21 protein-coding genes are annotated in these 20721 nt (G+C 66.8%); 9 read left to right on the top strand and 12 right to left on the bottom strand.

The features are described from left to right. Window positions 1-96 precede the first annotated feature (96 nt). A complete protein-coding gene (locus NKH51_RS15545; RefSeq protein WP_254762585.1) occupies window positions 97-858 on the top strand; it encodes a YqjF family protein in 762 nt (253 codons plus the stop codon). 116 nt (window positions 859-974) lie between these two features. Here the strand turns inward: NKH51_RS15545 and thrC are convergent, their stop codons facing one another. From thrC to rio1, 7 genes are all read right to left on the bottom strand, one after another. Further along, a complete protein-coding gene (gene thrC, locus NKH51_RS15540) occupies window positions 975-2204 on the bottom strand; it encodes a threonine synthase (protein ID WP_254762584.1) in 1230 nt (409 codons plus the stop codon). Between the two features lie 140 nt (window positions 2205-2344). Continuing rightward, the gene (locus tag NKH51_RS15535; protein WP_254762583.1) at window positions 2345-3343 is read right to left on the bottom strand and encodes an ornithine cyclodeaminase family protein; all 999 of its coding nucleotides are present in this window, start codon (window positions 3341-3343) and stop codon (window positions 2345-2347) included. A gap of 62 nt (window positions 3344-3405) precedes the next feature. After that, window positions 3406-4185, bottom strand: a complete 780-nt coding sequence (locus tag NKH51_RS15530; RefSeq protein WP_254762582.1) for a class I SAM-dependent methyltransferase — start codon at window positions 4183-4185, stop codon at window positions 3406-3408. Between the two features lie 438 nt (window positions 4186-4623). Then, on the bottom strand, window positions 4624-6288 hold the full coding sequence (gene thsA, locus NKH51_RS15525) for a thermosome subunit alpha (protein WP_254765168.1): 1665 nt from the start codon (window positions 6286-6288) through the stop codon (window positions 4624-4626). A gap of 195 nt (window positions 6289-6483) precedes the next feature. Further along, on the bottom strand, window positions 6484-7041 hold the full coding sequence (locus NKH51_RS15520; RefSeq protein WP_254762581.1) for a KH domain-containing protein: 558 nt from the start codon (window positions 7039-7041) through the stop codon (window positions 6484-6486). 107 nt (window positions 7042-7148) lie between these two features. Continuing rightward, a complete protein-coding gene (locus NKH51_RS15515) occupies window positions 7149-7652 on the bottom strand; it encodes a metallophosphoesterase family protein (RefSeq protein ID WP_254762580.1) in 504 nt (167 codons plus the stop codon). 61 nt (window positions 7653-7713) lie between these two features. Next, entirely contained in the window at window positions 7714-8583 is an 870-nt protein-coding gene (rio1, locus tag NKH51_RS15510; protein WP_254762579.1) for a serine/threonine-protein kinase Rio1, read from the bottom strand. 166 nt (window positions 8584-8749) lie between these two features. On the opposite strand from rio1, the gene NKH51_RS15505 reads away from it, so the two are divergent. From NKH51_RS15505 to ligA, 4 genes are all read left to right on the top strand, one after another. Further along, window positions 8750-9154, top strand: coding sequence for a 2Fe-2S iron-sulfur cluster-binding protein (locus tag NKH51_RS15505; protein WP_254762578.1), 405 nt, complete (start codon window positions 8750-8752; stop codon window positions 9152-9154). Between the two features lie 62 nt (window positions 9155-9216). Further along, on the top strand, window positions 9217-10638 hold the full coding sequence (locus NKH51_RS15500) for a selenium-binding family protein (protein ID WP_254762577.1): 1422 nt from the start codon (window positions 9217-9219) through the stop codon (window positions 10636-10638). A 16-nt stretch (window positions 10639-10654) separates the two neighbouring features. Continuing rightward, window positions 10655-11029, top strand: a complete 375-nt coding sequence (locus NKH51_RS15495) for a 2Fe-2S iron-sulfur cluster-binding protein (RefSeq protein WP_254762576.1) — start codon at window positions 10655-10657, stop codon at window positions 11027-11029. Window positions 11030-11120: 91 nt separating this feature from the next. Further along, on the top strand, window positions 11121-13364 hold the full coding sequence (gene ligA / locus NKH51_RS15490; RefSeq protein WP_254762575.1) for an NAD-dependent DNA ligase LigA: 2244 nt from the start codon (window positions 11121-11123) through the stop codon (window positions 13362-13364). Between the two features lie 318 nt (window positions 13365-13682). Here the strand turns inward: ligA and NKH51_RS15485 are convergent, their stop codons facing one another. From NKH51_RS15485 to NKH51_RS15465, 5 genes are all read right to left on the bottom strand, one after another. Continuing rightward, the gene (locus tag NKH51_RS15485) at window positions 13683-13877 is read right to left on the bottom strand and encodes a multidrug transporter (protein ID WP_254762574.1); all 195 of its coding nucleotides are present in this window, start codon (window positions 13875-13877) and stop codon (window positions 13683-13685) included. Between the two features lie 45 nt (window positions 13878-13922). Further along, window positions 13923-14906, bottom strand: a complete 984-nt coding sequence (locus tag NKH51_RS15480; RefSeq protein WP_254762573.1) for an ArsA family ATPase — start codon at window positions 14904-14906, stop codon at window positions 13923-13925. Window positions 14907-14996: 90 nt separating this feature from the next. After that, entirely contained in the window at window positions 14997-15947 is a 951-nt protein-coding gene (locus tag NKH51_RS15475) for an ABC transporter permease (protein WP_254762572.1), read from the bottom strand. Beyond that, the gene (locus tag NKH51_RS15470; protein WP_254762571.1) at window positions 15944-16873 is read right to left on the bottom strand and encodes an ABC transporter ATP-binding protein; all 930 of its coding nucleotides are present in this window, start codon (window positions 16871-16873) and stop codon (window positions 15944-15946) included. The genes NKH51_RS15475 and NKH51_RS15470 overlap by 4 nt, the downstream gene beginning before the upstream one ends. Window positions 16874-16995: 122 nt before the next feature. Beyond that, the gene (locus NKH51_RS15465; protein ID WP_254762570.1) at window positions 16996-17265 is read right to left on the bottom strand and encodes a DUF7967 family protein; all 270 of its coding nucleotides are present in this window, start codon (window positions 17263-17265) and stop codon (window positions 16996-16998) included. Window positions 17266-17413: 148 nt separating this feature from the next. On the opposite strand from NKH51_RS15465, the gene NKH51_RS15460 reads away from it, so the two are divergent. The 4 genes from NKH51_RS15460 (at window position 17414) to NKH51_RS15445 (ending at window position 20678) form a co-directional block, all read left to right on the top strand. Continuing rightward, window positions 17414-18151 carry a hypothetical protein gene (locus NKH51_RS15460; RefSeq protein WP_254762569.1) on the top strand — a complete coding sequence of 246 codons (738 nt, stop codon included), beginning with the start codon at window positions 17414-17416 and terminating at the stop codon, window positions 18149-18151. Window positions 18152-18177: 26 nt separating this feature from the next. After that, window positions 18178-19935: an excinuclease ABC subunit C gene (locus NKH51_RS15455; RefSeq protein ID WP_254762568.1), complete on the top strand. Its 1758-nt coding sequence runs from the start codon at window positions 18178-18180 to the stop codon at window positions 19933-19935. Window positions 19936-20037: 102 nt separating this feature from the next. Further along, a complete protein-coding gene (locus NKH51_RS15450) occupies window positions 20038-20238 on the top strand; it encodes a hypothetical protein (protein ID WP_254762567.1) in 201 nt (66 codons plus the stop codon). Between the two features lie 146 nt (window positions 20239-20384). Then, on the top strand, window positions 20385-20678 hold the full coding sequence (locus NKH51_RS15445; protein ID WP_254762566.1) for an SUI1 family translation initiation factor: 294 nt from the start codon (window positions 20385-20387) through the stop codon (window positions 20676-20678). Window positions 20679-20721: the final 43 nt, after the last annotated feature.

Here is a 20721-nt window from a genome sequence, read left to right as displayed (position 1 = left end):
GCGGCTGGCGACCGAACCACCACCGGATCTGACAGCTGGCTATCCGATTTATACGTCGGTACGTGGTACGGGTGGGTACAGTACCTGTTGCCGAGGATGAACGCACAACGCACGGATTCGTTTCGATGGAGGTTCGCAGGGGGGTCGGCGTCGAAATCACCACACATCACCTCGATGACGTGGCGCGACGGACTGTTCGCTCACTGGCCGGTCGAACCCGACGAGCTTCGGCCACACGTTCCCGGCCAGTTGACACTCGAGACCCGCGATGGACACGCCTGGCTGAGCGTGTTGCCGTTCGTAGTTACGAACGTCGGGATCCGCGGGACGCCGTCGATCACCCGGCTAGCGTTCGCCGAACTCGCCGTCCGAACGTACGTCCGTCACCGGGACGAACCGGGCCTGTATTACTTCAGTATCGACGTCGGCAGTTCGCTGGTCGCGACGACCCTCGGTCGAACGACGAGTCTGCCGATCTACGACGCGACCATGCGAGTCGGTGCGACCGAAGAGAACCACGTCGCCTTCTCGAGCGAGCGGCAGTTCGCGGACGGCGACACGCCAGCCCGGTTCGCGGCGACCTATCGACCCGACGGAGACGTCTTTACCGCCGAACCGGGCTCGCTCGCTTACTGGCTCACCGCCCGCCGCCGTATCTACGTCCCGACCGCGAGCGGCGTCCTGACTAGCGAACTGGCCCACGACCCGTGGCCGCTCCAGCCGGCGGTCGCGACGATCCACGAGAACACGATGTTCGAGGCCAACGGATTGCCGACGCCGACCGACGATCCGGTGTTGCACTACGCCGACGAACTGCCGATGACCGGTTCGGTCCCGCGGCGACTGTCCCGCGGGTAAGCCGCGCGCGACCTCCGACGGGTCTCGCTCGAAGAACGGCAAGCGGCGCGACGCCGAGGCGGGAACTCGGATCACCGCGGGGCGTTGCCGTCGGCTCCGGTTCGGGCGGCCGGCCGTCACTCGGCCGAATCGTACCGTCGGTCGACCTCGGCGATCTCCGGTGTGATCTCCGTGACGTTTCCGGACGCCCGCATGGCGCTTTCCGTGTCCTTCAACCCGTAACCGGTGACGACGGCCAGCACCGATTCGTCCGGATCGATGATCCCCTCGGCACGCGCTTTGCGGACCCCCGCGATCGGCGTCGCCCCCGCGGGTTCGGCGTAGATCCCTTCCGTGCTTCCAAGCGTCTTCTCCGCTCGGAGGATCGCCTCGTCGCTGACGAGGACGGATGTCCCGCCGCTTTCGCGCAGCGCTTTCACCGCCTTGACCGTGTTGCGCGGCCGGCCGACCGCGATGCTGTCGGCGAGCGTATTCACGACCTCGTCGGTCGAGTCGTGGTCGTGGAACGCGTCGTGGATGGCGCTCGCTCCATCGGCCTGAACGCCGAGCAGATTCGGCACTTCGTCGACGAAGCCGAGGTCGCGGAACTCGCGAAACCCCTTCCAGCCGCCGTAGATCGTACAGCCGTCGCCCATCGAGAACACGAGCCAGTCCGGCACGTCGCCTTGCGTCTGCTCGGCGAGTTCGTGCCCGACGGTTCGCTTTCCCTCGACCTGAAACGGGTTGACCGCGGCGTTGCGGTTGTACCAGCCGAACGCCTCGGTCACTTCCATGCTGAGGTCGTAGGCCTCGTCGTAGCTTCCGTCGACGGCGAGGACATCGGCACCGTAGACGAGCGGCTGCGCCAGCTTCTCTTCGGGCGCGTCGCCGGGAACGAAGAGCCGACAGTCGAGGCCGCCGCGAGCGGCGTAGCCCGCGAGCGAGGCCGCGGCGTTGCCCGTGGAAGCGCACGTCACGACATCACGCCCGGCGTGAGCGGCCTTCGTCACCGAGACGCTGGTCGCGCGGTCTTTCAGGACGCCCGTCGGATTGCGGCCGTCGTCTTTCACGCGCATGCGGACCCCCAGTTCGTCGCCGAGTCGCGGCGCGTCGTAGAGCTCCGTTCCCCCTTCGTGTAACGTCACCGGCTCCGCGTCCGCATCGACCGGGAGGAACGCCCGATACTTCCACTGATCTCGGATATTCCCGTCGAGAGGTTCGTCGAAGCGGTCGCGCACGACATCGTAATCGTACCGTACCTCGAGAATCCCCCGGACGCCGGGGTGGTTCGAACAGGTGTAGACGATCTGCTCGGGGTCGTACGTCTCGCCACAGAGCGTGCACTCGAGCGTCCGGACGTGGTCCATGCCGTCTCACAAAACGGGGGACAGATAGAAAACACCCCCTCCCGCGGACGGCACCCGCGCTGGAATCCGGTCGCGAATCGGGGCCGCGGAACCGCCCACCACCGAGCGCGCGGCGCGCCCGAATCAGATCGAAGTCCCGGCTACGACGAACCGCCGACGCCGATCATATCGAACTCGTACCCCGCGCCGTCGGTCGACGCTCGCTCGTAGACTACGCGCGCGGCCGCCACGTCCTGGATCGCGAGCCCCGTCGAGTCGAAGACCGTGATCCCCGTCTCGTCGATCCGTCCGTCTTTCGCTCCGACAACGAGTTCGCCGATCTCGCCGTAGATGTCCGCGTCGGTCAGCGTCCCCGCTCGGTAGGGGACGTTGATCTCGCCCGAGTGAGTGCACTGCTCGTGGTCGTCGATGACGATCGTCGCCGCCGCGAGCAGCGCGTCCGCGAGTTCGTGTTTCCCCTCGGCGTCGGCCCCGATGGCGTTGACGTGCGTGCGCTCGCCGACGTCGTCGCGACCGACGATCGGCTCCTCGACGGGCGTCACGGTCGAGCACACGTCGCAGTGACCAGCCTCGGAGATCGAGCCGCCGCGAACGTCGAACCGGTCCTCGTAGGTCTCGACGAACCGCCGGACGCGCTCGTCGTCCGGATCGGAGACGACGACCTCCTCGATCGGCCGAACCTCGCTGATCGCCTCGAGTTGCGTGTACGACTGGACGCCGGCCCCGACGAGGCCCAGGCTCGAGGCGTCGTCGACGGCCAGATAGTCGGTGGCGACGGCCGCCGCTGCGCCGGTCCGCTTCATCGTGAGCGTCGTGCCGTCCATGATCGCGAGCGGGAACGCGGTCTCGGGGTCGGAGTAGATCATCGTCCCGAGGACCGTCGGCAGGTCGTGGTCGGCGCGATTGTCCGGGTGGACGTTGACCCACTTGAGTCCAGCGGCGTCCCACTCGCCGGTGTCCAGGTAAGCGGGCATCGACCGGAAGTCGCCGTTGTACTGCGGGAGGTCGATGTATGATTTGGCGGGCATCTGCGTCGTCCCGCGCTCGAAGGCCCCGAAGGCCTGCTCGACGGCGTCGATGACGTCGGCCAGTCGCGCGTGGTCGTCGACGTCGTCGCTGTTCAGAAGCAGCGTGTTCATACGAGTGACTATCGCGGGACGCTACTTAGTCGTCAGTATCGCTCGCGTGGGATGCCGACACCTTAGACCGTCGCCCGGAACAGCGCGACGCCCGTTCGATACGAGACCAGCCGCTGTCCGTCACCGTCGCCGTCGGATTCGTACTCGAATTCGAACGCCTCCTCGAGCGCCGCCGGCGCGTCTGCCAGCATCCCCCTGCTCTCCCGCCGGCGGTCGGCCGGCACGTCCATCCGATCGAGCCAGGCGTCGACCTCGAGCCGACGGCTCGTCTCGCGGTCGGCCTCGACCGTCAGCCCGGTTTCGGCGAAGAGTTCGAGCCAGCGCGCTCGAGAATAGGTTTCGACGTGACCCGGATCGCGCAGTCGCTCGAGCCGGTTGACGTACGCGGCTAGCTCTGGATCGGACGGGACACAGAGGTCCTCGAGCGCGACGACGCCGCCCGGCGCGACGACGCGTTCGACCTCCGACAGAAACGCCGCGGGGTCGGGAAAGTGATGCGCGGCGAAGCGGCACGTGACCGCATCGAACCGATCGCTGGCGAACGGCAGCCGTTCGGCGTCGACCGCCACGCCCTCGGCGCGGGGATACTCGGTCGTCGCCGTCCGGACCATCTCCGGGGAGAGATCGGCGGCGACCACTCTCGAGACACCGGCGTCAGCGAGCGCACCGGCAACGTGTCCGGCACCTGTCGCCACGTCGAGCGCACGCGTCGCGTCGGCCGACCAGTCGACGAGTTGCTCGAGGTCCGCGCCCTGCTTGAGTACGTCACCCGTCAGGTAGCCGTCCGTCGCGCCGCCGAAGGCGCTCGCCACGTCGCGTTTTCTGTCGGCGTCGTTCGTCACGAAAAGGAGTTGTAGTGAAAGAAACAATAGAGTTGCGTTGAAGCGCCTCGCGAGCAGCGGCTACGTGGAGTGAGAAAATCGGAGCGAAATCGCGACCGCGTCGAGCGAGCGGAAGAAGCGCGGAGTATGGAGTGTTCCACTGGGTTCGGGAGCAGCGACCAAAACGCCGAAATGAAAGTATGGGCCGACTTCAAGAGGCGGTCGAGCGGTAGCGTCCTCCGTTATCGCCGCGAGGGCCGGCAAGCCCGAGCGGGCCGACGACCGATGTGGAGGGACGCGAAGCGTCCCGGAACGGAGGGAGGAGTGCTTTTATACTAAATTTTGCCGAGGGGCGGCTTGCCCGGCCCGCAGAGCAAAATTTAGTTTTAGCTCGCGGGTCACTCCGTTCCCCGCTCGCTTTCAGCGGTTCTCACTCACTGCGTTCGTTCCGAACCGCTCCTACATCATGCCGCCCATGCCACCGCCCATACCGCCCATGCCGCCGCCCATGCCACCGGGGCCGCCGGCGGGCATGTCCTCGTCATCGTCGTCGTGGGAGACCGCGAGGTCGCCCGCGGCGATGACGTCGTCGATGCGCAACAGCATAACGGCCGCCTCGGTGGCGGACTCGATGGCCTGCGTCTTGACGCGCAGCGGCTCGTAGACGCCCTCGGCTTCCATGTCGATGGTGTCGCCGGTGTAGGCGTCGAGGCCGGCGGCCGTGTCGCCGCCGTCGTGGGCACTACGGAGTTCGACCAGCGAGTCGATGGGGTCCAGTCCCGCGTTCTCGGCCAGCGTTCGCGGGATGACCTCGAGCGCGTCGGCGAAGGCCTCAACGGCGAGCTGTTCGCGGCCGCCGACGGAGTCGGCGTAGTCCCGAAGCGCGAGCGAGACGTCGATCTCGGGCGCGCCGCCGCCGGCGAGCACTTTGCCGTCCTCGATGGTCGTGCGGACGACGCCCAGCGAGTCCTCGATGGCGCGGTCGACTTCGTCGATGACGTGTTCGGTGCCACCGCGGAGGATCAGGGTGACGGCCTGTGCGTCCTCGACATCCTCGACGAAGATGCGCTGGTCGCCGGCGATCTCCTTCTGGGCGACGCTACCGGCTGTGCCCAGATCGTCCTCGGAGAGGTCGTCGACCGTCGAGACGGGCGTCGCGCCGGTCGAGCGAGCCAGCTGGGACTGGTCGCTGGACTTGACGCGGCGGACGGCGATGATACCCTCCTGAGCGAGGTAGTGCTGGGCCATGTCGTCGATGCCGCCGTCGACGAAGACGACGTCGGCGCCGACGTCGGCGATCGTCTCGGCCATCTCGCGCAGCTGGGCCTCCTCCTGTTCTAAGAACTGCTCGAGCTGGTCGGGGTCGGTGACGTTGACCTCGGCGTCGATCTCGGTCTCCTTGATCTCTAAGTCGCCGTCGATGATCGCGATGTTGGCGTCTTCGGCGAAGTAGGGCATGTTCTCGGAGACGCGCTCCTTGTCGACGATGACACCCTCGACGAGCTCGGAGTTCTCGATCGAGCCGCCGACGACCTTCTCGACTTTGATGTTGTCCGTGTCGACGCCGTCGTCGTCGGCGACCGTCTGGACGGCCTCGACGACGAGTCCCGAGAGCAGGTCCTTGGCGTTCTCCGCGCCCTTGCCGGTCATCGCCGTCGCGGCGATCTGTTCTAAGATCTCCGTGTCGTCTTCGTCGACATCGATGGCGATCTCCTCGAGTGCCTTGGTCGCTTCCTCGGCGGCCTCGCGGTACCCCTGTGCGAGGGTGGTCGCGTGGATGTCCTGGTCTAAGAGGTCCTCGGCCTGGCTGAGGAGTTCACCGGAGACGACGACGGCGCTCGTGGTGCCGTCACCGACCTCGTCTTCCTGCGTCTCCGCGACTTCGACGATCATGTCGGCTGCAGGGTGGTCGATCTCCATCTCCGAGAGCAGCGTGACGCCGTCGTTCGTGACGATGACGTTGCCCGAGGAGTCGACGAGCATCTTGTCCATCCCCTTCGGGCCGAGCGTCGTCCGGACCGACTCGGCGACGGCCTTGCCGGCCTGTACGTTCATCGACTGCGCGTCTTTGCCGGAGGTCCGCTGGCTGTCCTCCGAGAGTACGATGAGGGGCTGGTTGCCCATCTGTTGAGCCATAGTCAACTGAGAGATTGATTGCTATTCTATATAACTCTTTTGCTATTGGTTGAATAGACCCGCTCGAGTTCACCCCCGTCCGGTGGTTTCGGTCCGGCCGTCGAGTGGGTATTTATACCAAATGCGGAAACGACCGGGCGAGACGACGAGCGGAGAGACAGAACCGACGTGAACGCGCAGCGATCAGGACTGGCCGCCGGGGAACCGGTGGTACTCCATCCCCTGGTGTTTCATCTCGTTGTGTTTCTCCTCGAGGAACGAATACACTGCGCCGTGTGGGGCCCCGTCTAAGAGCATCTCGGCGGCGCTGCGGACGGCGTCGACCTCCTGTGGCGCGCCGATGATTCCGAGCGTCGAGCCGTAGATGACGACGTCGGCCCCGGTCAGTTCCTCCATCAGTTCCCGGGTGCGGCCGCCCTCGCCGATGAGCCGACCCTTCTTGCGTTTCATGTCGTTTTTGTTGCGCGCGGCGGCGTCGATGTCGACGAGGTCGAACAACATCATATCGTCCTCGAGCAGCCGCATGGCCTCCTCGGGTGCGAAGCCGCGGCCGATGGCGCGGACGATTTCGGGTGCTTTGAGCCCCAGAACGGGATCGCCGACGGTCTCGACTGCGACGGAGCCGTTCTCCGAGTCGATGTCGAGTCGCACTTCCGCTTCGGCCTCGATCTCGCGCATCGTCTCGCCGCCTTCGCCGATGAGAACGCCGATGCGGTCCTGCGGAATCTTCACGTGCTGCATACAGCCTGCTACTTGCTGAGCGAGGTTAAGCGCTTGGTCCGCGACCACCGGGTGGGTCGTGGGAACGACGCGCGTGGCCGTCTCCGGTCACAGCGTGGCCGACCCCCTCACTCGCGGACTGACCGGAACTGCACCGATTCCGTGTGCGTATCGAGGATCGCCACGGTTCGGTCGTCTTCGGATTTCGTCAGGAAGTGTGCGCCCGGGTTGACGACGGTCGTCCGGCCGTCCTCCGAGCGGTCGCGCTGGTGATGATGGCCGTAGCAGACGAAGTCGTAGGTCTCCCCGGCTGCGATCGCCTCGACCTCCGCCTTGCTCTCGCCGTGGAGGACGGCGACGGAGAGCCCGTCGAACTCGAGGTCGGCAAAGCGACCGTGCAGTTGGCTCTCGCCGCCCAGCGAGTCGAAGGCGCCCTGCAGGTTCGCCGCGTCGCCGTCGTTGTTCCCGAGGACGCCGTGGAGTTCGAACTCCTCGAAGTAGGGGATCATCAGCGGCGCGACGAAATCGCCGCAGTGGATGACGACCTCGACGCCCTCCGCCCGAAAGATCTCGGTCGCGCGTTCGGTCGCCTCGGCGTTGTCGTGCGTATCCGAGATGATACCGATCTGCATACTCGTTCGCGCGAGGGCGAGCCACTAATGCGTTCGGGACCGGTCGGGCAGGATTCGGCGGTCAGTCCCGGGACGGGTCCGGCTCCGGGCTCGTGACGAACTCGAGGAGGTCCTCCTCGGTTACGTCGAGTCCCTGCCGCGAGAAAAACGAGGCGACGTTCCGGCAGTCACGTTCGAGAAAGTCGCGACTGTTGGGGTGGTGGACGGTGACGGCCTGCCCGAGGTCGATGAGCACGAGTTGGCCCTCGTCGAAGACAATGTTGTACTCGCTCAGGTCGCCGTGGATCAGCCCCGCCGAGTAGAGCCGTCGCATGTACTCGCGCATGACCTCGTAGGCGGTCTGGGGGTTCTCGATCTGGACCTCGCCAAGTCGTTTCGCGCGACCGTCCTCGTTGCCGATGTACTCCATGACGAGGACGTTTCGCTCGGCGGCGATCGGTTCGGGAACGCGGACGCCGGCGTTCCGCGCGCGTCGGAGATTGGCGAGTTCCTTCTTGGTCCACGCGAGGACGACGTCTTTTTTCTTCCCACCTAACCCCTCGAATCGGGGGTCGCCCTCGAGATAGTCGCGCATCTGCCGGAAGTTCGAAGCGTTGATCCGGTAGACCTTGACCGCGACCTCGCGGTCGTCACCGAGCGCGTGGTAAACGTTGGCCTCCTTGCCCGTCGAGAGCGGGCCGCCGAAGGCCTCGACGTAGCCGTCCTGGACGAGCTTGTACAGCGCTGCGAACGTCGCATCGTCGAACACCGACTGCTCGACCTTGAACTGATCGGCGTCCTTGATCCGCTCCTCGAACTGTTCGAACTCGCGGTCACGCTTGCGAGCGATCTTGTCCGCTTCGGTGTCCGAGACGTCGATCTCCTCCCACTCGTCGCCCGGGGTGTCGACTTCCTCGAGATCGACCAGTCCGTACTCCGTTCCCTGTCCCATCTATCCGCGGCTACGGGTCGGACGTGGGTAAAGACTGGGTATCGTCCGCCAGCGCAGGCCGGCAGCGGTCGACCGCACACCGGGTCAACGCTTTTTCCTCGCCGACCGTAACGTCGCCCATGAACAGAGGAGACGGCCACCAGCGGACGACGGAGACGGGCGACCGATGACGCGCCACGACGTGACCCTCGAGTGGCCCGACGGCCGGACGCAGGAGATCGAAGTCGACGGGAAGGAGACCGTCCTCGAGGCGGCCCAGCGGGCCGGCGCTCGGCTACCCTACGACTGCCGGAAGGGAACGTGTATCACCTGTGTCGGTCGGCTGATCGAACTCGAGGACGGTCGGGACGAACCAAACGATGACGGGGCGGCCGCGTCCGACGCAAACGGGACGGAAGCGCCGCGCGACGCCGCGGCCGCGTTCACCTACCGGCGGTCGCCCGCAGCGCTGACCGACGGCGAGCAGGCGGACGGCTACGTCCTGCTCTGTATCGCCCACCCGCAAGCCGACTGCCGAATCGAGGTCGGGCCGCGGGTCCGCGCCGGAGTCGGCGACAGTCCCTGGGCGTAGGTCCCCGTCCGCTCTCGTCACCCCCGACCAGATTTATTTACTCGTTCGTGGTCGGGAGTACCATGAGTGACGCTAGCACGCCAGACGACGCCGAACCGAGTCACGACCACGAACACCATCACCACCGCCTCGAGGGGCCCGGCTACGCGACGCCACAGGCCGCCATCGAGGAAGGCGGTCGAGAGAAACTGGCCTACGTGATGAGCCTCTACGTCGGCACCGATGTCGACGCGCCAGACTTCGTCGCGGTTGTCGACCTCGATCCAGACTCCGAGACGTACTGCGAAATCGTCGACCGCATCGAACTCCCGAACCGCGGGGACGAACTCCACCACTTCGGCTGGAACGCCTGTTCGTCGTCGTGTCACGTCGAAGGGTTGGAGCGACGACACCTGATCGTCCCCGGCCAGCGCTCCTCGCGGATCCACGTGATCGACGCGAAAGACCGGCGGAACCCCGAACTCGCGAAAGTCATCGAACCCGAAGAGGTCTACGAGTACGACCTCTCGGCACCCCACACGGTCCACTGCATCCCCGACGGGGAGATCCTGATCAGCATGCTCGGGGACGCCGACGGCGAGCTGCCGGGCGGCTTCCTCGAGCTGAACGACGACTTCGAGATCGAGGGCCGCTGGGAGCCGCCGGGTGAGATCGAGATGAACTACGACTACTGGTACCAGCCCCGCCAGAACGTGATGGTCTCGAGCGAATGGGGCGCTCCCAAGACGTACTACCCGGGCTTCGACCTCGAGGATGTCGAGGCGGGCAACTACGGCCGGAAGATCCACTTCTGGGACTGGGAAGACGGGACCGTCGAGCAGACGATCGACCTCGGCGAGGAGGGGCAGATTCCCCTCGAGGTGCGCTTTCTCCACACGCCCGAGTCGACCCACGGGTTCGTCGGGGCCGCGCTCTCGTCGAACATCTTCCACTTCTGGCGCGACGAGGACGCTACCGGCGGTGACGAGAGGTACCGCGCCAAGAAAGTGATCGACTTCGAGCCCCGCGAGCACGAGGACTGGGACATGCCCGTCCCCGGGCTGACGACCGACATCCTGATCTCGCTGGACGATCGGTACCTGTTCGGCTCGAACTGGCTCCACGGCGAGGTCTGGATGTACGACATCTCGGACCCCTCGAACCCGCGGCGGGCCGACTCGCTCTCGGTCGGCGGCACCTTCGGCGAGGTCCAGGAAGTCCAGGGTCGCGAACTGAGCGCCGGCCCGCAGATGATCCAGCTCTCGCTTGACGGCGAGCGCCTCTACTGGACCACCTCGCTGTTCTCCTCGTGGGACGAGCAGTTCTACCCCGAGGAGGGCGAGCGCGGCTCGGTGATGCTGAAAGCCGACGTCGATCCCCGGAAGGGCACCCTCGAGTTAGACGAGGAGTTCCTGGTCGACTGGGGCGAGTGCCCGGCGGGACCGGCCCGCGCCCACGAGATCCGGTGGCCCGACGGCGACTGCACGAGCGACGTCTGGCAGTGACCGACCGCTCGAGCGGATGACGAGCCACGACGTGACCCTCGAGTGGCCCGACGGCCGCACACTGACCCTCGCGGTCGACGAGGACGAGACGATCCTCGGGGCCGCCGAGTGCGACGGGGCCGTGCTCCCGTACGGCTGCCGGACGGGCGCCTGCGGGACCTGTTCCGGACGGCTGCTCGAGGTCGAGGGAGCCGAACGCGACGCCGACGGAACCATCGACGCGTGTGCCGTCGACGACGCCATCGCGTACCGCCGTCTCTCGCGGGCGCTGAAGGACCGACATCGGGCGGCCGGCTACGTGCTCCTGTGTATCGCCTCCCCGCGGGCCGACTGTCGGATCGCGGTCGGCTCGAGCGTCCACACCGAACTGGTGGACAACCCGTGGAAATGAGCCGTCTCGGGACGGCCCGAGACGGAACGGGGCGGGGCGACCGGGCTGCGGTCAGTAACGTTAACGGGGAGCGAAGGGCAACTCTCGAGCAATGTCTGTCGCCGACGAGGACGAAGACAATCCCTATCTTCGGGATCCGCCGACCGACTTCGTACCGGTCGAGGACCTCTCGGAGAGCGAGGCCGAGCGGCAGGTCGAACTACTCCGCGAGGCGATCCGCGAGCACGACCGCCGGTACTACGTCGAGAGCGAGCCGCTGATCGCCGATCGGACCTACGACGCGCTGTTCGCCCGACTGCGCGACCTCGAGGACGCCTTCGATCTCTCCCATCCCGACAGCCCGACGCGAGCGGTCGGCGGCGAGCCGATAGAGGAGTTCGAGACGGTCGAGCACGTCGCGCCGATGCTCTCGATCGACCAGAGCGGCAACGCCGAGGACGTGCGGGAGTTCGGCGACCGCGTGCGGCGCGAAGTCGGCGACGTCGACTACGTCTGCGAACCCAAGTTCGACGGCGTCTCGATGGAATTCGTCTACGAGGACGGCCGACTCGAGCGCGCGGTCACCCGCGGCGACGGCCGTGCGGGCGACGACGTGACCGCCAACGCGCGCACCATCGGCTCCGTGCCCCAGCGACTCCACGGCGACTACCCCGACTTCCTCGCGGTTCGCGGCGAGGTCTACATGCCCAAAGACGCCTTCCAGGAGCACAACCGCGAGCGCATCGAGCGCGGCGAGGAGGCATTCGCGAACCCCCGGAACGCCACCGCCGGCACGATCCGTCAGCTCGACCCCGCGGTCGTCGCCGAGCGCCCGCTCGAGGTCTTCTTCTTCGACGTGCTCGCGGCCAGCGAGCTCGAGGACACCCACCGCGCGGAACTCGAGCGCTTCCCCGAGTTCGGTCTGCGGACGAACGACCGCGTCGAGACGGTAGAGGCGAGCACGGAACCCCGTTCCGCGACCGAGTCGAGTAGCGCGGAGCAACGCTCCGCGGACAGTCAAGCGGCGGAGTCGTTCGAGACGGCTTCGCCGTCTCGTGATGACGGAAACCGCGAAGCGGCTTCCGAACCACCACGAGACAGCGGCGACGAGCCGCGAGACCCGGTCGAGGAGGCGATCGACTACCGCGACCGCATGCTCGAGGCCCGCGACGATCTGGACTACGAGATCGACGGCGTCGTGATCAAGGTCGATTCGCGCGACGCGCGCGAGGACCTCGGCCGGACGGCCCGCCACGACCGCTGGGCGTTCGCCTACAAGTTCCCCGCCCGCGCAGAGGTCACGCGTATCGCCGACGTGGCGGTGCAGGTCGGACGGACCGGCCGGCTGACTCCCGTCGCCTTGCTCGAGCCGGTCGACGTCGGCGGCGTCACCGTCTCGCGGGCGAGCCTGCACAACCCCGAGGAGATCGACGAGAAGAACGTCAACGTGGGTGATACAGTCCGCGTCCAGCGGGCGGGGGACGTGATCCCCTACGTCGAGGAGGTCGTCGAGAAGGGGAGCAAAGGCCACTACGAGATGCCGGATAGCTGCCCCGTCTGCGAGAGCCCCGTCGAGCGCGACGGCCCCATCGCGTTCTGTACCGGCGGGCTGGGCTGTGACGCCCAGCTCCGGCGCTCGATCGAGTACTACGCGGGCGACGACGGCCTCGACCTCGAGGGGCTGGGCGAGCAGAGCGTCCGCCAGCTGGTCGATGCCGGCCTGCTCGAGACGGTCGCGGACCTCTACGAACTCGACGCGGCGGACCTGACGGACCTCGAGGGCTGGGGCGAGACCAGCGCCGAGAACCTCCTGTCCGAGATCGAGGCCAGCCGCGAACCGCCGCTTGCGGACTTCGTCTCGGCACTGGGCATCTCTCACGTCGGGCCGGCGACGGCCCGCGAGCTCGCCCGCGAGTTCGGCACCTTCGCGGCGTTCCGCGAGGCCGCGGAAGACGAGCCCGCCCGGCTCGAGGGCGTCGACGAGATCGGCGAGACCGTCGCCGAGACGATCCACGACTTTTTCGCGAGCGAGGCCAACGCCGCCGTCGTCGACGCCGTGCTCGCACACGTCTCGCCGCGGGAGGCCGAGACCGACGCCGGCGGCGACGAACTCGCGGGGCTCACCTTCGTCTTCACCGGCTCGCTCGAGGGGCTGACCAGAGGCGAGGCTCAGGATCTCGTCGAGACCTACGGTGCGAACGCCACCGGGAGCGTCTCGGGGAACACGGACTATCTCGTCGCGGGCGAGAATCCGGGCGCGACGAAACGGAGCGACGCCGAGGACGAGGACGTGCCGATCCGCGACGGAGACGAGTTCCGGGCGCTGCTCGAAGAGAAGGGGATCGACCTCGAGTGACTGCCGTCGGTCAGTCCGGGATCCAACGCTGAGAGACGGAGCCGACAAGATACAGAAGCGAGAGCGCCGACTACTTGATGCGAACGAGTCGCTCGTTCCAGCATTCCTGACAGGTACTGTCCTTGGACTCGTACGTACAACCGCAGTTCGAACACCGATAGATCCGCTGTGGAGATTTCGGCCGATACAACCGTTCCAGGTACTTCTCGAGGAGGTTCACGTCGATCAGTAGCGTGCCAGCTACGGATACGACCACCCGTGAGGCGCGCATAAGCTTCGTGGCTAGTGTAAATTTCTCTACAGGATTTGCGGACCCGTTTACCGCCGACCGCGACGAGTGACGAAAACGTATACGGCGATCACGCCGGCGACGGCACCGATGACCGTCGGCAGGAGTTGGTCCGATCCCCACTCCCAGCCCAGAACCTGCGTGCCGACGAGTGCGACGAGCGCGACGGTCACGCCGATCGCCGTGAGAAGCGGGGACGAGTCGCCGCCGAGGGAGAGCTTCATGGATGAGTGTTATGATTCTGACACCATAAAGGCGGCGGCCGACGCTCAGGTCGGCAGCCGCGCGGCGATCACAGCGAGCGACTCGCGACCCTGTACCTCTCCCTCGAGATCGGGCAGCGTCAGCACCTCGAGGTCGGGAAACGTCTCTCGGATCGCCGCCAGCCGGTCCTCGTGGCGCGCCTGCTGGGACCGACAGCGGGGACAGCCCTCGTGGGGATCCTCGAGCACCCGATTGACGACCAGTCGATCGACCGCGACGCCGGCCTCGCGAAGCCGGTCGACGAGCCGGTCGGTCTCCGCGATCGCCATCGACTCCGGGATCAGGACGACGCGAAATTCGGTGCGCTCGGGATCCGTGAGGATCGCGCGAGCGCGCTCGAGGCGCGCCCGAAACGACTCGAGGCTCTCGTCCTCGTCGTCGCTCCTCCCGGCCATCATCGACATCGGTCCGAGCACCGCCGTCCGGGCCGCGTTGCCGATCCGTCTGGCCTGCCCACGAAGCGATTGAGCCGTCTCGAGGGCCAGCCCCATCGCTTCAGGCATATCGAACAGCCGCAGGGTGTGGCCCGTCGGCGCGGTATCGAAGACGACGGTGTCCCACCGCCCCGCATCGACGTACTCGACCAGCAGATCCAGCGCCGCGATCTCGTCGCTGCCGGCCGGCGCGCCCGCGGCGAAGAAGCGCTCGATCTCCGCGTCGGACAGCGAGATGCCGGCGCCCCGGAGGTCGGCGGCCAGCGCCCGCGCCAGTTTCTCGTAGCGCTCCTTGCGCGCCTCGGGATCGATCTCGACGGCCCACAGCCCGCCTGCGTCGTCGCCGGACTCGAGGCCCGGCGGTGTGTCGGCGTCCTCGAGTTCGGTCGGCTCCGGCCCGAGGTCGGCTTCGAAGGAGTCGGCCAGCGAGTGGGCCGGGTCAGTCGAGACGACCAGCGTCTCTCGGCCGGCGGCGGCGAGCGAGAGCCCGGTCGCGGCCGCGCAGGTCGTCTTGCCGACGCCGCCCTTTCCGCCGTAGAAAATGCAATCAGTCACGGCTGGCCGTACAATGGGTGATGACGTAAACGGCACCCCCGACGAAAGAGCGACCGGGCGACAGATAGAAATCTCGAACGCTGTCCCGAATCAGATGTCGACGCGATCGAACCGGTAGAGCGCGATGGCGATCGGCACGACGATCCAGAACAACAGGATCAGGAACGAGAACCACTCCTGCAGGTAGAACGGGATCCCGTTAGGATAGGCGGCTTCTCGGAACGCTGTGCCGAGCTGATCTCCCGAGATCGCGCTGAATATCGTGATCGTGTTCTGATACGAGGTGCCGGGATCGATCATGTTGATGAACTGCGCCCAGTTCGGGAGACGGGTCACCTCGAACGACTGTCCGCCCGGCCCGGACATGGTGTACGTAACGCCCTCGAAGTACCCCATATACATCAGTTCCCGCAACGCCCGCTGGATGGTGTTCCAGACGATGTAGAAGAGGACGAAGATGCCGGCCATGGCTGCACCGGCGATCGTCGTCGAGGAAGTCACCGACGAGAGCGAGACGGCGATGCTCAGGTACGCGACCCCATACAGGATCGTCATCGCGAGGAACGCGATGTACGCGGAGTAAGAGAAATCCTGTAGCGCGAGGGCGACCGCGACCATTCCAATGAGGAAGCCGATGATCAGCGACAGCGAGAGGACGGCCGCTCGACCGAGCAACTTGCCGAGAACGACGTCCTTCCGCGAGTGCGGGAGCGACAGCAGGATTTTGATACTCCCGGAGTCGCGTTCGCCCGCGATCGATTGCCAGCCGAGCGCGAGTGCGACCAGCGGAATGAGGAGTTTGCACACCAGGCTGACGATCGAGATGAACTGGGTCGTATTGAAATCCGCATCGATCCAGACGATGATGCCGGCCACGGCGGCCATGAACAGGAAAAAGAGGAGACTCAACCCCCAGAACAGCCACGACCGAACCGCGTCCTGAAAGTCCTTCTTCGCGACCGCGCGGACGCTCTCGAGATTGATCGAACTCGAGGCCGGGCCACTCGTCGAACCGGCGGCAGTCCCAGTGTCGGTGCTCATCGCGCGTGCACCTCCTTGGCGTCGGTCGTATACGACTGGAAGACATCCTCGAGCGACGCCTCGGTCGTCTCGAAGTCCTGCACCTCGATGCCGCGGTCCTCGAGCGTCGAGAGGACGGCCGTCTTGGAGCCGTCGACTTCGGCGACGAGCGTCGGCTGCTCTCCGTCTTCGACGGTAGCGTGGGTCACGTCGGGCAGCGAGCGGATTGCCTGAAGGGCGTCGTCGTCGAGTCGGTCGACGGTGACGCGCAGCGTCGTGCCGCCCTCGACGGAGTCGCGCAGCCCTTCGACGGAGTCGACGGCGACCATCTCGCCGTCGCGGAGGATGCCGACGCGGTCACAGACCGCCTCGACCTGCTCCATGATGTGACTCGAGAAGAAGACGGTCGCGCCCCGCTCGTTTTCCTCGCGGACGAGGTCGCGCATCTCGCGGGCCCCGTTGGGGTCGAGGCCGGTGGAGGGCTCGTCGAGGATGAGCAGGTCGGGCTCGCCGACCAGCGCCATCGCGAGCATGAGCCGCTGGGACATCCCCTTCGAGAAGCCGCCGGCTTTCCGATCGATGGCGTCCTCGAGGCCGACGCGCTCGAGCAGCGCTTGGGGGTCGTTGTCGGCGTTTTTCGAATCGATCGCGAACTCGAGGTGCTGGCGGGCGGTCAGCCGGTCGTAGGTCTGGACGCCTTCGGGGAGGACACCGGTTCGCTTCCGGATCTCCCGGCTCTGGCGCTGGGCGTCCATGCCGAGGACGGAGACCGAACCGGACGTCGGGCGGGCAAAATCCAGCACGATATTGATCGTCGTCGACTTCCCCGCCCCGTTGGGCCCGAGGAAGCCGAACACCTCCCCCTCTTCGACCTGGAAGGAGAGGTCGTCGAGCGCGAGGGTCTGACCGAAGGACTTGGTCAGGTTATCGACTGTGATAGCTGGCATGTGCGTATGCACACAGCGTTCCCGGATAAGGTTTTTGACATCAATAGAGTGCCTGAAACCATCGATTTCGCGACGCTCGAGTGTTCGCACGTCATTTCAGCCGTTTGACGGCTAGGGCGACCCTAGATCGGATCGTCAGGCGCGTATCGATCGGCAGTCCGGTCGACCTCCGCCGCGTATCGCTCGCGGGTCTCGTCGTCGGGCACGGCCTCGAGTTCGTCCTCGGGGATCTCGACCGCGGCGGTGACTGCGGGACCGGTTCGCAGCGCCGTCGAGGACCGCTGGCGCTGCTGGAAGCGCGAACCGTCCGGCGTCGCGTAGACCAGCGTCACGAAGTCCCGATCGCCCAGTTCCCGTTCGACGAGCCAGCACTGTACCGTCGAGTCACTCATACGCGGCGGGTTAGCGGTCGATGCCCGAGAAAGTACCGCGTTCGATCGACCGAAGCGATAGCGGCGACCGAGCCGGAAGGCACGCCCTACACGTTCGAACGAGCACGGACGTACTTGGCGGTCGGCGTCGGACCGACGACGAACACCGATGGCCGAGCCCCCGACCGAGCGCGACGACCGGTGGAGCGACAACGTCGACCAGCTGTGTGCCGACGGGGAGACCGTCGAGCGACGCGTCGACCTCGAGCGCGCTGCGGTCGTCGTGACCAGCCACCGCGTGCTGGTGTTTACGCCCAGCGCGAGCGGCCGGAACTTCCGCGAGGTCGAGCGGCCGAACGTCGGGACCGTGACCGTCGAAACGGACCAGCGGTTGCGCCAGCTCTGCTGGGCACTCGTCGCCGCCGCCGCGGGGATCGCGCTCGTCGAGACGGCTCGCGCCGTCGATTTCGCCGGGTTCGCGCCCGACCCCGACCTCGAGCCGACAGCCGCGCTGCCGGGTGTCGAGGTCATCACGAACGCCGTCGAGACCGTCCTCTCGGCGATCGAAACCGCCCTCCTGGTGCTCGACTGGGCCGTGCTGACCGGCGGGGTCGCCGCGTTCATCCTCGCGGTCGGTTTCGTCGTCCGGTACGTCCGCTCGCGCTCGCGGCGGCTCCGTATTCGAGTGAACGGCGGCAGCGATGTCGAGCTATCCGCGGCGGGGATCGACCGCGGGGCCGATCTGGCCGCCGACCTCGAGACGGCGATCCGACCGGGACCGACGCCCGAGGCCACCGACGCGACCGCTGGCGCGAGCCAGCGGTCGGGGAACGAACGGTCGGACGATGACCGGGCGCGGAACGACCGGCCCGGTTCGGAGTGGCTTGGCGACGAGGAGTCAGGCTGAAACCTGCTGACTCCGTAGGCCCGCCGATGAACGCCGACGGGGTTCGCGAGCGGGCCGGATCGTTGCCGCGAGAGCCCGGCGTCTACCAGTTCCGCGAGGGCGACACGACCCTCTACGTCGGGAAAGCGGTCGACCTGCGCGATCGGGTGCGGTCCTACGCCGACCCCCGCAGCGCGCGGATCCGGCGGATGGTCGACCGCGCCGACGGCATCGAGATCGCCGTCACCGACACCGAGACGCAGGCCCTGCTGCTCGAGGCGAACCTGATCAAGCGCCACCAGCCGCGGTACAACGTCCGACTCAAGGACGACAAGTCGTACCCGATGGTGCAACTGACGAACCACGACGCGCCGCGGATCGAGGTGACGCGAGACCCCGACGAGTCCGCGACCGTCTTCGGGCCCTACACCAGCAAGACACAGGTCGAGACGGTCGTGAAGGCCCTGCGCGAGACCTACGGCGTCCGTGGCTGTTCGGATCACAAGTATTCGGGCCGCGATCGGCCCTGTCTCGACTACGAGATGGGGCTCTGTACCGCCCCCTGCACCCGCGAGATCGACCTCGAGAGCTACCGCGAGGACGTGACCGCCGTCGAGCGCTTCCTCGAGGGCGAGACGGGGATTCTTGCCGACCCGCTCCGCCGAGAAATGGACGCCGCATCGCAGGAGCGGAACTTCGAACGGGCGGCGAACCTGCGCGATCGACTCGAGACCGTCCGGGCCTTCCACGGCGAGGGCGGCGAGGCGGTCCAGTCGGTCGGCGACGAGCGCGCGGTTGACGTCCTCGGCGTCGCCATCGAGGGCGAAGATGCGACCGTCGCCCGCCTGCGTGCCGAAGACGGCAAACTGGTCGACCGGGACCGGCACACGCTCGAGGCGCCCGGCTCTGCGGGGGCCGACGTCGCCGGTGAAGCAGACGGCGTGGCGAGCGTGCTCGCGGCCTTCATCGTCCAGTACTACGCCGAGCGCGAGTTGCCGGACGCCCTGCTGCTGCCCGAACGGCACGGCGACGAGGAGGTCGCGGCCTGGCTCGAGGCCGCGGGCGTCTCGGTCCGCGTACCGGGCGCCGGACGGGAGGCGAAGCTCGTCGATCTGGCGCTGAAAAACGCCCGACGCAACGTCGGCCTGCGCGACGAGTGCGGGATGCTCGCCGACGCCCTCGAACTCGAGTCCGCCCGGCGGATCGAGGGCTTCGACGTGAGCCACGCCCAGGGGAAATCCGCGGTCGGCAGCGACGTGACGTTCGTCGACGGCAGCGCCGAGAAGGCCGACTATCGGCGGAAGAAGCTCACCGATCAGAACGACGACTACGACAACATGCGAGCCTTGCTCGAGTGGCGCGCCCGCCGCGCCGTCGAGGGCCGCGACGACCGCCCCGACCCCGACCTGCTGTTGATCGACGGCGGCGCGGGGCAACTCGAGGCGGCCCGCGACGCGCTCGCGGCGGTCGGCTGGGACGTACCAGCGATAGCGCTGGCGAAAGCCGAGGAGCGCGTCGTGACACCGGACCGGGAGTTTTCGTGGCCCAGCGACGCGCCCCACCTCCACCTCCTCCAGCGCGTGCGCGACGAGGCCCACCGCTTCGCGGTGCAGTACCACCAGACCGTCCGCGACGAGGTCAAGACCGTGTTGGACGACGTGCAGGGCGTCGGCCCCGAAACCCGAAAGCGGCTGCTGGGGCGGTTCGGCAGCGTCGAAAACGTCCGCGAGGCGAGCCTCGAGGACCTCCGGAGCGTCGAGGGGATCGGTGAGAAGACGGCCGAGACGATCAAATCACGGCTGTAGAGGGCACGAAACGCCGTCTCGCACGGGACGAGTGACACCGAAGCACGAAGCGAAGACGTGTCGGCTCGAAATTATTTTAGACCAGTCGACGAACGTGCTGGTATGGTCATTTCCACTGAATCTGCCTGGGACGATATTGCCGACGAATTCGCCCGTGAGTACCGCGATGCCGTCGTGTACGCGGACTTCGAGCAGGAAACGGTGCTCCACGAGGGGGACCTCCGGATACTGGCAAACGGCTGGGTGGAACTCCCGACCGGCCGTCTGCTCTCGCCCGACGCCGTACACCACATCGATACGTGACGGTCCCGTAGGCGACACACGAAGCGAGCGCCGACGCTCGTAACGAGGTCGGGAAAGGGGAGTACCGAACCATCACGACGCCCGTCTCCCCCGCCCGTTGCAGTGGCAAGGTCAGGGCTATCCTCGAGCACAATCCATGTGAAGATATGGCAGACGACGACCTCGACGACCTGCTCGACGAACTGGACAGTCAGGGCGACCTCGAGACTTCACAACAAGTCCTCTCGCTGCGAACGGAGAGCCGACGCTACGACAAGCCGGTGACGATCATCGAGGGCTTCGACCTGCCGAAATCGGAGCTCGAATCGACCGCGTCGGATCTCAAGAGTTCGCTGGGGACCGGCGGCACGGTCGACGAGGGGCGGATCGAACTGCAGGGGGACCACCGTGACCGCGTACCGGACCTGCTTCGGGATCGGGGGTTCGACGTGCGCGAGTGAGCCGCCGGTCCGTCGGCAGCCCCACTCGCGGCCTCGAGCGAGG

The sequence above is a fragment of the Natrinema marinum genome (assembly GCF_024296685.1).
GTDB classification, from domain to species: Archaea; Halobacteriota; Halobacteria; order Halobacteriales; family Natrialbaceae; genus Natrinema; species Natrinema marinum.
The sequence above is the reverse complement of the archived record's forward strand: the minus strand, read 5'-3'. Positions and strand labels throughout refer to the sequence as shown.